This window comes from Pseudomonas sp. TNT3 (genome assembly GCF_010095445.2).
GTDB lineage: Bacteria > Pseudomonadota > Gammaproteobacteria > Pseudomonadales > Pseudomonadaceae > Aquipseudomonas.
This window is the reverse complement of record NZ_WFGV02000030.1, coordinates 1-14,292: the sequence shown is the minus strand read 5'-3', so window position 1 is coordinate 14,292 and position 14,292 is coordinate 1. Positions and strand designations below refer to the sequence as shown.

The window sequence follows — 14,292 nt, the reverse complement described above, 5'->3', positions numbered from 1 at the left end:
TGCCTCCTTGGCAATGATGTCGATCAGCCGCGAGTCGATTGCGGCAATTCGGCAACCAGACGCAACGAAGCGGTCAGCTCATCCAGTTGATAGTGCGGACGCAGGTAGGTCACGGCCTTGTACACGCCTGGCTTGCCCGGAACCTCGAACACTTCGGCCCGTGCTTCGCGCAACGGGAACTTGGCTTTCGCTTCCTGGCTGGCGGTGTCGTCCAGCAACACATAGCTCGACAGCCACTTGTTGAGGAACATCTCCACGTCTTTGCGCGAAGCGAAGCTGCCGATCTTGTCGCGCATGATCGCCTTCATGTAGTGAGCGATACGCGAGGTGGCGAAGATGTACTGCAACTGCGCCGAGAGACGGGCGTTGGCGTTGGCGATGTCGGTGTTGTAATGCTTCTGCTTTTGCGTCGACTGGGTGCCGAAGAACGCGGCATAGTCGGTGCCTTTGCAGTGCACCAGCGGGATAAAGCCGAGGTCCGACAGCTCTTTTTCACGGCGGTCGGTGATGGCGATTTCGGTCGGGCATTTGAGGGCGATTTCGCCGTCGTCGGTCTTGAACGTGTGAGTCGGCAGGCCTTCAACCAGACCGCCACCCTCGACACCGCGAATCGCGACACACCAGCCATAACGGGAGAACGCGTCGGTGACCCGGGTGCCCAGGGCGTAGGCGGCGTTCATCCACAGGTATTTGTTGTGGTCGCGACCGTCGACGCTTTCAACGAAGTTGAATTCTTCGACCGGCGTGGTATCCGGGCCATACGGCAGACGACCCAGCACGTGCGGCAAGGTCAAACCGACGTAACGGGAATCTTCGGAAGCGCGGAACGACTTCCACTTGGCGTATTCGACGGTGTCGAAAATCTTTGCCAGGTCCCGTGGGCCGGACATGTCGGTAAACGAATCCCAGCCGAACAGCTCGGGCGAGGCCGCCGAGATGAACGGTGCGTGGGCTGCTGCGGCAACATGGGAAATCTCTTCCAGCAGGTACATGTCTTCCGGGCTGCGATTGAACTCGTAGTCACCCAGCAGCATGCCGAACGGTGCACCACCGAAGGTGCCGTATTCTTCTTCGTAGATCTTCTTGAACAGGGCGCTCTGGTCGAATTCGGAGGCGGCCTTGAGGTCGCGCACCAGATCTTTCTTCGAGGCGTTGAGCAGTTGAATCTTCAGCGTGGTACTGGTTTCAGTCTGGTCCACCTGATACTTCAGGCCGCGCCACGACGCTTCCAGTTGCTGGAATTCGCGGGCATGCATGATTTCGTTCATCTGCTCGGAGAGCATCGCGTCGATTTCGGCGATGCGCGCGTCAAGCACGGCAATCAGGTCCTTGCTCGGCGTCATTTCGCCTTCCAGCACCTGGCCGACCAGTTCACCGATCAAGTCGCGGGTACGGGTGCGCTCGGTCTCGGAGCGGGCCACGCGGCTTTCCGAAATGATGCTGTCGAGCAGGGAGGATTGCGGGGCGAAGTTTTCCACTTCAACCAATTCGCTGTCCTGTTGAGTCACGGTTTGCTTGTCGTTCATCTTCAGGCTCCTACTGTTTGCCATCGGTGGCTGGAACCGCGGCTTCGCGGCCGAATTCCTTGCCCAGCGTTTTCAACTTCTCGGTGTTCTGCAGCACATCCATGAGCAGCTCTTCGAGCTTGTCGTTGCCGCCCATCTTGTTGCGCAGGTCAGCCAGCTTGTTGCGCACTTCCAGCAGTTTGCGCAGCGGCTCGACCTGCTTGACCACGTTCTGCGGCTCGAAGTCTTCGAGGGCATTGAAGTTGAGCTCGATGCCCAGCTGCGTGCCGTTCTTGGCCAGGGTGTTGTCGACCCGGTAAGTCAGGCGTGGCTTGATGCCCTTGAGCACACCGTTGAAGTTATCGCGGTCGATGAAGATGAACTTGCGGTCCTTGAGCTTCGGCAGCGGCTCCAGCGGGTTGCCGGAGAAATCGCCCAGCACACCGACGACAAAGGGCAGCTCTTTCTTTTCCTGAGCGTCACCGATATCCACGTCGTAAGTGATATGGACCCGAGGCGCGCGAACGCGATCGAGTTTGTGCTGGGTACTTTCCTTCTTCGCCATCGTCATCTCCTGGTGCGAACAAATTCGCTGCAAGTCATTTGCGTCTAGGCTCAACAGTCGGCCTGGCGCGTTACATTCCTTCGATCGTCAGCAGAAGGCGCTGACGGATTTCATCGTTCATTTCCAAAATATTCTCGTGGCCTACCAGCTCTTCGAAGCTGGTATTGCCGGCGATCTGGGTGCTGCTGCGGATCACCGCGTCATCAGGCAGCTGGGCCCGTACGGGCGAGCTGATCACGCAAAAGGGCAGGTCACCAAAGTCTTTCAACCGTTCGAAACTGACGGGAAAACGCAGGCCTTCCAGCAATCGGCTGAGCCCCGGTGACTTGCTCAGGCAGTAGAACAGCACCAGGTAGTGCACGACGAAACGGTACAGCTCGGCGCTGCTGCGATTGGGGTCTTTGATGACGGTGCGAAAGCGGGCCAGGTCAAACGAACTGAACCCGACCACCCAGCGCACAGGGCTGGTGATGCGAATGGATTGACCGCTTTGCGACAGCACCTTGTCGTACTCCAGCGGGAATAATTCCGGCGTCGTACTGATCAGGTTGAGGGGGACTTCAAGCTCATTGACCAGCTGGAACGGCGAGGCCGAACCGATGCGGTCGTACAGTTCCTTGAGCTCTTTGAAATGGTGCTGGGTCTCACGCCCGCTGCTGCGTTGCGCGCCTTGCAGGTACTCACCGAAAAACGACTGCGGACGGATCAGCAATGCCAGCGTCGACAGGTAATCCGAAGCCTGCGTCTTGAGCGCGTCGGAAATAGCCCGGGTCTGGCCTCGCAATTTGATCAGTGCTTCAACGTCAAACGCTTGAGTCATCGGTATTTATCGTCCTTGAACCTTTCACGATTGCTACCCGGGTTATCCGGGAGCGTGAAGAGCCACTTATTTCTCGGTTGAACACCTGTTTACACAGTGCGAACCCTGATGCTTTTGACATCATTTATCGCACTGCCAGGAATAATTTCTTTGAATGCTGGCATATCAGTGTCGATTAGCCAGCAACGTGGTGTATGGCAACAATTGGCATACAAAAGTTCACGAGGGAGCGGATTTTTTCTCGTTTTTGATACATGCCGCAATGATGTCCGGTTGCCATTAGTCGGTGGTTCTGTCTTACAGACGGGTCTGAAACCCAGCAACTTCAAGGGTTTGAGGAGGGGCGTGGATCCAATTTTTAATTGAAATTAATTTCGAAAAAGGTGAAGCGGTTCACCTAATTTGGATAATCCCGGTCGTTAGGTGGGATTTTTAGTTTGAAGAATGGCCGTTGAAAGTGATGGCTATATCGAGTAATTGCACTAAAAAACATTATTTCGCAATCTGTTACTGGCGATGACTACCGACGTAAATGAAGTAAAGCTCGGTCAGCCGCGCTTTATTTGTCAAAGGCAGCAACCCTTACGGTGCCGTTGAGCAGATTGATCTTAACCGCTCAATGATCCCCACATTCATAGCGGCCAGATGATCCCGGGTGCTGTGCTACCGATGCCCTCCGGAGCCAGCACATGATGCGAACCGACGCTAAAGTCGAAAAAGTTTATCTCTACCCCAGGCCAGTGGTCTTCCGAAAAGCCCTTGATGGCGTCCCGGTAACACGTCATCAGGCTTGAGCGGCCTGCACGTAGTGATCATCGAAAATCAGGGACCCGACTGCTTGCGACAGGAAGCGACCCACTTGAACAATCTGCTCAACCACCAACGACTGCGCGCTTCGCGAATTTCGTCGATTTGCATGAAGGTGTAGGGGATGGGCATGGTTTTTTCTTGGATGCGGAGGGTGCGCAGGCCTCTGATTATGTGGCGTGCGTAGAATAATATTGTGACGGAAACAGCTAGCATCCCAAACAGGACAACCATACCGGTAGTGAGGAAGCCGGCTGTTTTAGTAAAAATACTTGCCGCCAAGGTGGTTGCGCCGGCCACCAAAAGAGGGCTATATGCGGCCGATGTTTTTTGCTTGTTTTGCGGGCGTGGCTGCACCTTGATTCCATCATATTCGAATGGATGAAATGACGATTTGCCATTTGCCAGGACCAAATACGTCAATGTCACGATCCCTACTGGAACAGGCCACATCATAAGGGCAGCAATACTTGTCTTACCCCAGAACCTGGCAGCAACCAAATAGGCCGAGGTGGAGGCGAACAAACAGAAGATGCTTACGACCGTAATTAGTATCGAAGTCATATACAGAGTAAATTTTTCGCACGCATAGACAAGATACAAGGTCCACATAAGTGCAGATAAAGACACCACGAAATAAACAGGCCAAAAATACCTAAAACCGGAAGGACCAAAGGCGAACAATAAAGCAAAAAAACCGAATAAAAACCACGTAAATTTTTTGAGCTTATCTGAGTCAATCATTATGAGTACTCGATCTTTAACGCGTTGCCAATCACATTATCTACCCCGAATTTAACCATCGCCCGCTGCACTGCCAAACCTGCAACGAATCCAACAGCCACTACCACCATTGATCAGTAGCTGACGCCATTCCAGTTACCGGCGATTACTGTCCCGTTTTTGTCGCAGTAGAGATTCACGTACGGCTTATCGACTTGCGTGCCATGGGGGCTTTCTTCGATTTGCCAGAGCAGTTCGCCGTGTATCGACAGTGCGAAGACGTTTCTGTTGAAAATCACATCGGGTGCGGGATCAACCAGAATCAAGAGCCTGTCCTTGTGTTGAAGGGTCTCTATGACGGGATGAGGAAGGTGGATAGGTTGATCCGCTAGCCACAGGGTTCCGTTTTGAACACGATGCCGGGTCTCGGTGGTCATTTTTGCCTCTAGCGTTATCAATGAAGTCGCAAAAAATGCTATGGGCGAGGAAGACTTTCTGGTGGCATTCCATTCGGCAGCTGAATCTTCAAACCGCGGGCAATTTGATCGCCAATGTAGAAGGCAATTCCCAGTGCGCGGGCTAGTTCAGGATCGTTGGGTTCAAACTCTTTGCCCGCCCAGGCACCGAGAGTTAATTGATGCAGTCTTGCTTTGTCTTTTTCAATGCCCAGCAACACGTTTTTGATGAATTGCAATTGGATCAACGAGCTTGAGTAGAGGTGGTATTGCGGGCACTTGTTGTATCCCCGGGCGGTGATTGCTATTGCGTTGTCGATGTAATCCAGGGCCGTTATTGGTGGTTTCGAGGAGTGCTCGCTTCCGGTTCCAGCGGTTTGATAGCTACGTGACGCCACGTAATCATCAAACATTTGAGCCTGTTTTCCTGCCTGGTCAGAGCTTCGAGCAACGTCTTTTCTATAGCCAAGGAACTGTTCCGATTGTGGCCCATGAGTCAGTAGGGAAACAATGGCTGCACATTGGATGAGCCAATAGATTTCAAACGAGGATTCGGTGCCTCGACAAAAACCAAGATTTTCTGACTGCTTGTACAAGTCAGCGGCCAGTTGGTCGGCGTTTTCGTGGTTTATCGTGTTCTGTGGGGTCAAACCGAGCGACTCATTCGCTATGACGAATACCCTGTAGCGTTGTAGCAGAAGGGCATCCACAAGCGTCAAGTCTGGGCAAGCGGGCGGCGACAGCGGTACAAAAACCTTTGTTTCACAATTGATGGGTATCCAGGACAAGTTCCTCTCCACTTGGGAAGGTTCCTTGGCCATTTCGGTCAAGGGGACTTCATCAACAACCTGCTCCGTGGGGACGGGGGGAAGAACGTTTTTTTGCCTAAAAAGAGCTTTTAATTGATGCAGTAGCTTTAACATGGGAAAGCCCTCAGCGGTCCAGTCAACGTTAATTATCGATATCTGTTCCCATCTAAATGTTAAATGGCCGACCCTCTGTTATTTCCAGGCTTCTCAATCAGCAACTCGTCCAGTTCTCTGCGACGGCATTTCATAACGAAATCCACCGCGGCATCACTGTTTTGTTGAAAAAACTCGAAGCTTGCGTGATCTATTTCGTAATACTCCTCGTATTCAATCATGCCGTTGCTAACGGGAAATGAAACGTAGAACCTTCCGGAGGTCTCATCGATTCCCAAGGAAAATAGTTCTTCGCGGTTTACGTAAATGTCTTTACATTTCAAATGTGTTCTCCGGCAAAAATTACCGCGTCCATTTCGTCATGCAGTGGAGCCATCTCGAATAATCTTTGGGCCAAGCCCTGGATATGCTCTGACCAAGCGACTTGCGTGACCCATTCTTCCGGCATTCCCGATACCCCGTACAGCGCCCCGGCTATCTGGCCAGCGGTAGCTGCCACGCTGTCCGCATCATCTGCCAGATTGGCAGCCAGCAGGATTGCATCCTTGAAGTTATCCGTGTTCCACACCGCCCATAGTGCCGCTTCCAGCGTGTCGATGACGTAGCCGGAGGAACGGATTTGATCGCGGGTTTTTTGTTTGTACTCGCCTGCATTGATGATCAACGGGCGGGGGTACAGGGCTCTTGGCATTGGCGACAAGGCTTCTTCCTTGTCCGCACCGTTGAGAGCCAGGTGCAATTGTGCACCCAATAGTTCGCAGCCATTCACTGCCTCTACGGCCCGGTGGGTGCATCGGCTCTGTGCCGCGCTTTCCCGCCAGGTGCCAGACAAGGTGTGGCGCCGGAATATAGCGGTGGGTGCCAACCGGATGATTGACCCATTGCCAGCTGTCGATGGATGGTCATTACCGTACCAATCAACACCCTGCGCCAGTGACCCTTCCAGTGCAGCACGAGTGGCATTGCCAATATCGAAACACTTTCCGTTATGACTGTTTTCGCCGTTTTTGTACCAACGACAAAGCCGTTGTGAAAAGTCACGGAAGTCGAAATTGTTGTTTGCTATGTAAGTGTCCGCCAAGGCCAATGCCATGCTGGTATCGTCGGTCCACTCGCCCTTTTTCAGATTGAAGGGCCCACCTCCCACCATGTCATTGACATGTTCGATATCACGGGGCAAGAACTCCAGTGTTGTACCTACCGCATCGCCGATCGCGAGCCCTAGCAGGCAACCCTTCGCACGGTCCAGCCCCTGTTCTTCAGTGAGGGTGCAAGGCCTGGAAGTCAGCCAGCCAGGTTTCTCGTTTGTTACCTTGGGGGCGTCCGGCTGCAACATGAAATCCATGCGCTGACGCAGCTGAGGAGAAGGGAGAGGGAGGAGATGATCGTAACGCTCAGTGTATTTGGAGAGCGCTTCGTCCGGGCTTCTCAAATCAATCATGGCTGCTCTCTAGTCTGGTGTGCTCTCAAAGATACGACTTCCAGGCAACTCGGGCGAGGTCATAAGGATTTTGGTTTTCGATAAAATGTGTCTCATAACTCCTTGGTCAACTCAGAAGTAACTTCCTGATTACCGATCATTTTGCATGGCCAGTTATCGTTGATGTGCGGGTGGGTTTAAAGCATGCGTTAACTTTTGCAATCGCCCGGTGCTAACGTGACTTCGGCGATGTTTTTTAAATCAGCGCTATTGTATTGGTAAGTGATTTTGTTGCCTAAAGCCAGAACCAACAAATACGCGGTTTGGCTGCACAGGGATTTGTTTATTTGTTGGGCCAGATAGCTTTGATAATAAGCTTGCTCGCCAGGACGACCTTCGTAGCCCGACAGCGTCAATTTATAATGGACTGTTCGATCTGCGTACGTGATGTTGTCGATGCGTGTGGCTAAGTCGAGCATGATCGGTAACTGTTGCTGCTGCTGATTAACAACCTCGGCGAGTATTTTTTCCGCATCCTCTGCGTACAGGGGCGTCGTGAAAATCATTGCAGCGATGAAGGCCAAAGGGCCATGGCGGAAACAGGATTGCTTCAAACTGATCTCTCCCTGATGTGTGGTTGCGGCTGCAAAATTGACAGCCGCACATGCTGACTGATCTTCCTTGGTGACGCGTTCGCGCTGTTGTCAGTCAGGCTTCAAACCGCTGTTCTTCTTCTCTTCCATCTGCGCCTTGAGTCGACGCAGCGTCGGTGATTCTCCGCCAGTCAGTTCGATTTTGAACTCGGCGAAGGCATGCTCGAGATCGGCGTACTGCTGCAAGCCTTCTTCAGTAAACAGGTAACGTCCGGGGATGTCCCTCCACTCCATTGGAGCCTGAATCTGGCCACGTTCCGCCAGGATCAGCAACGGTTCCAGCTCCACGGCCAGTTTTGCGGCGGCAGGGTCTTTTGCTTTCAGCGCGTCAATGGCTGCCCGTAGCTTCTGTGTCTTTTCTTTCAGTAGTTCAATATTCATACGGGGCTCTAGTTGGAGGTCGTGCCGATCAATTTTGGCACTCCCCACTCGGCACGGTTAGGTGTCAGGTATTGGAAGGCTTCGCCAGTTCGCTGGATCGCGCCGCTCAATTCTGTAGTAGGGGCGACTTTACTGACAAATACCTCGGTTGGCTTCAAAGGCGCCATCTCGAAGATGGAATAGCGGGGTGCCTCGCTCCCCAAAGGCAAGCCGAACGAGTCGGCCAGTGTGCGCCCGGAACTGGCGGCTGCCTGCAGTTCCTCGTGGGTTGTGAAGAAAGGCGAGTAGGGTGAAACGCCCTGGCCTTCAGGCACAATCTTGATCAGAGGCGAATTGATCAACCGGACTTCTGGAATCGTCGAGCCTGATGCCACCTGGTCAAACGCTCGGGAGTAAATGGTGGTGGCGTCGGCATCCGGCGCAGCGGCTTGCAGCTTGCCCAACAGTTTCTCCCCGTCCGTAGTGTTCAGGAAGCTTTCGATCTGCTCGTTCGACAAGCCCTTGGTCTTGAAGGTCTGGACCTTCTTGATCTGGTCTTCCACGGACACGAAGTCGGGATCCTGCTTGGCGTAGTACTCACGCATCGTCTCCGGTTCAGCCTTCGCCAGTGGCGTCGGCTCCTTCACCTGCAACTCAGCCTGAGCCAGCAACTTCTGCTCATTGCGCGCCAGCCAGCCCGCCAATTGCTTGTTCGATATCTCGGCCTGCAGCTTCGCGCTGCGTGTTGCGATGCTTTCCATGCTGCCCACGACGCCCGCTTTCACCTGGCCGCGTGTCAGGTAGGTGACGATGGCGGTCAGTAGCAGCAACACCAGTTGCTCCTGGCCCCGGGCCAGTTGTCGCGCTGCGCGTTCGGTGCGTTCCTGGACCAACGACGCAGAGCCGCCGCTGGGGTCCAGGCCCGCGGGCTTCACGCCTTCTTCGGCGTGCCATGCAGTGGCAATGCCTTCCTGCAACGTGGAGAGGCAGGCGGGGAGGCCGTCGTAAAAATACTCAGCGATGGCCGACAAGCCCAGTCCCATAAGAATCAGGTTACCGACTTGCAAGCCGATACCGGCCCCGGCAGCAGCTCCCGGTGCTGCGCCAATCCCGAACGCAAAGGCACCCGCCGCACCGCCGGCGATAGTGCCGACCGCAACGCTGCCACCCAGAATCATCGACACTTCTTTGACCAGTTGCAGCAGCACAGGAAGGATCTGCTCGATTTCGATCGAGGCCCATTTGCGCTTGAGGTCCATCTGGATGATCGGGTAGGAGAGGGCGAATGCCCGGTTCACCGCATCGATGCGGTGGCCGCCCATGTAGCCATAGGCCTGGCTCGCGCCGTTGCCGACGCGTCGGGTGAAACCGTTCCAGTTGTCGTGAGCGCTCTGCAAGCCCTCGTTGACGCCCTGGTTCAGTTCGCTGAATTTCTGATCGAGGTTGCGTTCGACGTCGGCCCAGCTGGGCACATTCGCTAAAAGATCCATTTACACATCACTGTCCTTGGGTGGGAGAAGCTTCCCTGTCGCCACGTTGAAGTGCCGGATATCGACTTTATGTCAGGGTCAAAGTGCTGGCCATTAGCCGCACTCTAGACTGCAATACGTGTCATTAAATTCAATGTGGATCCCATTTTTATTATTCACGTTACTCTCGGCAATGATGTCAATGAGGCACCACTGCAGATTGTGTGTCGCGCAAATGTTCTTTGCGCCTTGATATACAGGCATTTCTTGCATGTCAGATGGCCGGGTAAATAATTTTCAAACTTTCCCGCTGGATGCGCAGGTGCCTGAAGAACACCGGCAATTTCCGTTTCCGGGTTGACACAATGCGGGGTGAAGGTGTTTCCTTTGCCGCTTTCGAAACACCCTATTACTGCTTGGATTGTGATCGTCTTCTCAATTTTTGCAGGGGTAGTGGCACTTTCGCACTGCATTGCGGTCGCAGTACCAGACTTGCAGCAGGTGGCTAAATAGCTCAAGTGTTTCAGATTTATGGCGGGAAAAGTTTGTAGGCAGTTTCATACAAAGTTTCACGTATTCAGGTCCGCAAGTTCATAGACAGCGGGTTGTTAACCCATCCGAGAAGTGCGATCGGGTTTCGTCCCTCTGTCAGATTCGTTATGCGCAGTGGCAGGCGAGGGCGGTAGCGTTCTTCACTGCTTTCAAGGAGATACACATGTTGATGGACCTTGCCGCAATGCTTTCCCCGCAAAATCGGCGCCTGTTCAAATTCAAGAATTTTGCCAATCCCGACCAGCAGTTACTGCTTGAGTCCTTCAAGGGGACTGAAGGTCTGTCGCGTGCCTACAACTTCGAGTTGATGTTGGTGTGCGAGGATTCCGAGGTCGAGCTCAAGTCGATGATGGGCCAGCACGTGTTGCTGGAGATCGAACTGGCTGAAGCCGGGCCGCGATACCTGGCAGGTTACCTGACCCGCTTCGCCAGCCTCGGTAGCGACGGCGGCATGGCGCGCTACACCGCGACGCTGAATCCCTGGTTCTCGATGCTGAAAAACCGTTTCGACACCCGCATCTTCCAGGGCTGCACCGTCGAAGAAGTCGTGACCCAGGTGTTCGCGTTATGCCCCGCGTTTTCCCTGCATGAATTCCGCCTGAGCAAGCCGCTCAAAAAATACACCTACATCACCCAATACCGCGAAACCGACTTCAACTTCGTCCAGCGCCTGCTGGAAGAAGAGGGGATGTTCTACTACTTCGAGCACACTGCCGAAGGTCACATCATGATCATCTGCGACGACTCCAGTACGCTGCTGCCGTTGCCAGAACAACCTCAAATCCGCTTTCACACCGCCTCGGTGACCGAGACAGCTGACGCCATTACCCAATGGAGTGGCAATCGCCAATTGCAGTCCGGGAAAATCGCCGTCCAGACCTTCGATTATCGCCAGCCGACCAACCGTCTGCCGGTCGCCATGAAGAGCCTGAACAAGCAGGGCGACGTCGACGATTTCGAGATCTATGACTTCCCCGGCCAGTACACTCACGGCACCTATGACGAAGGTGAAGCGCTGCTGCGGCTTCGCGTCGAAGCGCTGGAACTCAAGGGCAAGAGTTTTCATGGCGCCAGTAATTGCCGCGCCATGAAACCCGGCTACACCTTCGAACTGCTGCAGCATTACGACCACGATCAGGGCTCGCCCGACGATCGCCAGTTCCTGTTGATGAGCGTCGAAAGCGAAGGCCACAACAACTACCTCAACGGCCATCAGGCGAGCTACTACAACACCTTCTCCTGCGTGCGAAAAAAGATCGTCTTCCGCCCGCAACTCACCACCCCGCGGCCAACCATCTCCGGCCCGCAAACAGCCATCGTCGTCGGCCCGCCGGGTGAAGAAATCTTCACCGATGAACTCGGTCGCGTGAAGGTGCAGTTCCACTGGGACCGCAAGGGCGAGCACAACGACAAGAGTTCGTGCTGGGTGCGCGTCGCCCAATCCGGCGCCAGCGGTGGCTTCGGCAGCATCCTCATTCCCCGTGTCGGCGACGAAGTCGTCGTGGTCTTCCTCGACGGCAATCCTGATCGGCCGTTGATCATGGGCAGTTTGTACAACAGCAAGAACACACCACCCTGGTCGTTGCCGGCGAACAAGACGCAGAGCGGGTTTTTGACGCGGTCGATGAAGGGCGATGGCGGCACGGCGAACTTCTTTCGCTTTGAAGACAAGGCGGGCGCCGAGCAGGTCATCATGCACGCCGAGCGCAACATGGACACCGAGATCGAGGTCGATGAGACCCACAGTGTCGGTAGCAATCGCACGATCACTGTGGGTGGCACGCACACCGAAACGATCAAGAAAGACACGGTGATGAATGTCCAGGAAGGCTCGTTGACGATTCAGGTCGATAACCAGTTCATTCAGGTGAATGCCAAGCAGCATATAATTTTGCAGGTCGGAGAAAGCAGCATCACGCTGACTCCGGACGGCATTGAGATCAAAGGCAAGGCGATCACCACAACCAGCACGGGCACCACCCAAATCACCGGCTCCGAAGTTCGGGTCAATGACTAGGGAATCGTGCTAATGACCAGAACCAGCCTTTACGACCGAATTTCCGCCAAGCGCATTGCGCTGGAGGAAGCGGCTCGTCTTGAACAGCAGAATGCACCGATAGTTGAAGCAGAGGCCGAGGCAGAACCTGTAGCTGTGGTTGCCCTGCAAGACACGCCTAGCAGCTTCAACTTCGGCGGGTTCAATCTGGCATTTCCATCGGGTTTCAACTTCCGCGATATTCAGACAACCATCGAGCACGAAGGCGAGCCAATCATCCTGACGATCAATCGTCGCGATGTGGCGCAGGGCCAGAATCTTGAAAATCTTTTTGACGGCTCCGTGCAGTCGTTCCACACGATTTATCCGGGGCTGCGCATCATCCGTCAGCGCGAGTACAGCCTGGCAGGCAATGCCGCCAAGTGCGTGGATTTTCACTTCAAGACCGGTCACGCCGAACGCCATGGGCGTCTGGTGGGCGCCATCGTTCCTGTCGCCGGGCGTGACGAAGTGCAATGGCTGAATATTTCGTGCGTGATTGATCCGACCAAGCCTGCGCTGAGTCTATGGCTGGTTGATTTCGACAGCATGCTCGACGGCCTAACGGCCCGCTGATAACTAATTTTTTCGATTTCAGGAATTTACATCACATGGATTATGAATTGCAGGAAGGCAGCATCGCGTTGCCGCAGGGTTTTCAGGACCGCACGGTAAACATGTTTGTGCTGGGGGCGAGCATTCCTGCACCGCTGAGTATCACCATCTCCAGGGACATGCTCCTGCCGGCCGAGGAGCTCAAGGCCTACGTAGACCGCCAGGTAAAAATGCTCGCATCGAAACTGCGTGGCTACACCTTGCTGGGCAAAAAATCGGTGGAGCTTTCCAGCACTGCGCCGATTGAAGGCATCCAGATCGATGCGTATTACATGACCGATGGTCGTCCGTTCTATCAGCGTCAGGCGGCATTCCTGATCGAGCCGGGCCGCGCAATCATCTTCTCCACCACGGCGCAGGCTGACTTCAGCAGTGAGCAGAATCAGAACTGGGCCGACCTGCTGGCCAGCTTCCAGCCTCGCCAGCCCGGCGCTACCAAGACCGACTCCAGCGAACAGGAGTAACGGTCATGTTCGAAGCCGCAAGGTTTGGCGATGAAATAAGCCACACCAGTGCCCTGGGCGGGTTCCTGATAGGGGCCGCGCTCGGGATTGCATTGATTGCCACGGTCGCTATCGCGACGTTCACCTGTGGGTTTGGTGTGGCGCTTTTGGCGGGTCTGGCCGCAGGCGTCGGAGGTAGCCTGCTGACTTTCCTGGGGGAGAAAATAGGCAGTAGTTTTTCCTCGCCCTCCGGGACCATCGTCATTGCGTCGGACAACGTATTTGTTAACAGTCGCAAGGCTGCCCATGTCGAAAAAAGCATTGGCGCCTGCGACAAGCATCCCGGTCCGGTGCAGGTCGCAGAGGGTTCGACCAACGTTTTCATCAATGGCACTGCAGCGGCCCGAAAGGGCGACAAGATCACCTGCGGCGCAACGATCTCCAGCGGTTCGGATAACGTATTCATCGGCGGCGGCACCCACCGCTACCTGCCAGTAGATGACGAGATTCCCGGCTGGCTGCGCACTACCGTCGATATTCTGATGGCGGTCGCTGGCGCGGCGGGCGGTATCGCACAACTGATCAAGAACGCTTCCCAGGCCTGCCTCAAATCCGGCATGTCCTGTGTGTTGAAATTCACCGCCGGGTTCGTCGCCGGTGAAGTGGCCAGCCGTTACGTCGTAGGCCCGGCGATCGAGCGTGCAGTCGGCGGTCTGGTCGGCAACCCTGTCGATGCCACCACCGGCCGCAAGGTCATCCCTGACGAAACTGATTTCAGCCTTCCAGGCCTGATGCCCATCGACTGGTCACGCTTCTACGGCAGTGACCTGACCGTCGACAGTGTGCTCGGCAAGGGCTGGGTGTTGCCTTGGGAACAAAGCCTGCGCCGCAGTGGCAGCTTCGTTTACCTGACCGACAATCAAGGTCGCACGGTGCCCTTCGTAGAC

The 14,292-nt window shown here is 54.8% G+C and carries 15 protein-coding genes; 4 read left to right on the top strand and 11 right to left on the bottom strand.

From position 1 onward, the window contains the following. Positions 1 to 23: 23 nt before the first annotated feature. From tssC to GBC55_RS17760, 11 genes are all read right to left on the bottom strand, one after another. Positions 24 to 1,526, bottom strand: a complete 1,503-nt coding sequence (gene tssC, locus GBC55_RS17810; protein ID WP_162439818.1) for a type VI secretion system contractile sheath large subunit — start codon at positions 1,524 to 1,526, stop codon at positions 24 to 26. A 10-nt stretch (positions 1,527 to 1,536) separates the two neighbouring features. Next, complete coding sequence (gene tssB, locus GBC55_RS17805; RefSeq protein ID WP_162439817.1) at positions 1,537 to 2,070, bottom strand: type VI secretion system contractile sheath small subunit; 534 nt, start codon at positions 2,068 to 2,070, stop codon at positions 1,537 to 1,539. A 70-nt stretch (positions 2,071 to 2,140) separates the two neighbouring features. After that, positions 2,141 to 2,890 (bottom strand): hypothetical protein, encoded by a 750-nt coding sequence (locus tag GBC55_RS17800; protein ID WP_162439816.1) that lies wholly within the window; start codon positions 2,888 to 2,890, stop codon positions 2,141 to 2,143. Positions 2,891 to 3,712: 822 nt separating this feature from the next. Continuing rightward, positions 3,713 to 4,441 (bottom strand): hypothetical protein, encoded by a 729-nt coding sequence (locus GBC55_RS17795; protein ID WP_162439815.1) that lies wholly within the window; start codon positions 4,439 to 4,441, stop codon positions 3,713 to 3,715. A gap of 113 nt (positions 4,442 to 4,554) precedes the next feature. After that, the gene (locus GBC55_RS17790) at positions 4,555 to 4,857 is read right to left on the bottom strand and encodes a hypothetical protein (protein WP_247266945.1); all 303 of its coding nucleotides are present in this window, start codon (positions 4,855 to 4,857) and stop codon (positions 4,555 to 4,557) included. A 38-nt stretch (positions 4,858 to 4,895) separates the two neighbouring features. Beyond that, positions 4,896 to 5,798, bottom strand: a complete 903-nt coding sequence (locus GBC55_RS17785) for an immunity protein Tsi6 family protein (protein WP_247266944.1) — start codon at positions 5,796 to 5,798, stop codon at positions 4,896 to 4,898. A 59-nt stretch (positions 5,799 to 5,857) separates the two neighbouring features. Next, the gene (locus GBC55_RS17780; RefSeq protein WP_247266943.1) at positions 5,858 to 6,121 is read right to left on the bottom strand and encodes a hypothetical protein; all 264 of its coding nucleotides are present in this window, start codon (positions 6,119 to 6,121) and stop codon (positions 5,858 to 5,860) included. Further along, positions 6,118 to 7,239: an ADP-ribosylarginine hydrolase Tri1 gene (gene tri1, locus GBC55_RS17775; RefSeq protein WP_162439814.1), complete on the bottom strand. Its 1,122-nt coding sequence runs from the start codon at positions 7,237 to 7,239 to the stop codon at positions 6,118 to 6,120. Before tri1 ends, GBC55_RS17780 begins: the two co-directional genes overlap by 4 nt. Positions 7,240 to 7,427: 188 nt before the next feature. Continuing rightward, positions 7,428 to 7,832, bottom strand: coding sequence for a hypothetical protein (locus GBC55_RS17770; RefSeq protein ID WP_247266942.1), 405 nt, complete (start codon positions 7,830 to 7,832; stop codon positions 7,428 to 7,430). 90 nt (positions 7,833 to 7,922) lie between these two features. Next, the gene (locus GBC55_RS17765; protein ID WP_162439813.1) at positions 7,923 to 8,252 is read right to left on the bottom strand and encodes a hypothetical protein; all 330 of its coding nucleotides are present in this window, start codon (positions 8,250 to 8,252) and stop codon (positions 7,923 to 7,925) included. Between the two features lie 8 nt (positions 8,253 to 8,260). Further along, complete coding sequence (locus GBC55_RS17760) at positions 8,261 to 9,721, bottom strand: DUF6861 domain-containing protein (protein WP_162439812.1); 1,461 nt, start codon at positions 9,719 to 9,721, stop codon at positions 8,261 to 8,263. 694 nt (positions 9,722 to 10,415) lie between these two features. Between GBC55_RS17760 and GBC55_RS17755 the strand changes: the two genes are divergently transcribed. The 4 genes from GBC55_RS17755 to GBC55_RS17740 form a co-directional block, all read left to right on the top strand. Next, positions 10,416 to 12,269, top strand: a complete 1,854-nt coding sequence (locus tag GBC55_RS17755) for a type VI secretion system Vgr family protein (RefSeq protein ID WP_162439811.1) — start codon at positions 10,416 to 10,418, stop codon at positions 12,267 to 12,269. Between the two features lie 12 nt (positions 12,270 to 12,281). Continuing rightward, on the top strand, positions 12,282 to 12,863 hold the full coding sequence (locus GBC55_RS17750; protein WP_162439810.1) for a hypothetical protein: 582 nt from the start codon (positions 12,282 to 12,284) through the stop codon (positions 12,861 to 12,863). 35 nt (positions 12,864 to 12,898) lie between these two features. Further along, complete coding sequence (locus tag GBC55_RS17745) at positions 12,899 to 13,366, top strand: DUF1795 domain-containing protein (RefSeq protein WP_162439809.1); 468 nt, start codon at positions 12,899 to 12,901, stop codon at positions 13,364 to 13,366. 5 nt (positions 13,367 to 13,371) lie between these two features. Continuing rightward, a partial coding sequence (locus GBC55_RS17740) for a DUF6531 domain-containing protein (protein WP_247266941.1) occupies positions 13,372 to 14,292 on the top strand: 921 nt, incomplete at its 3' end.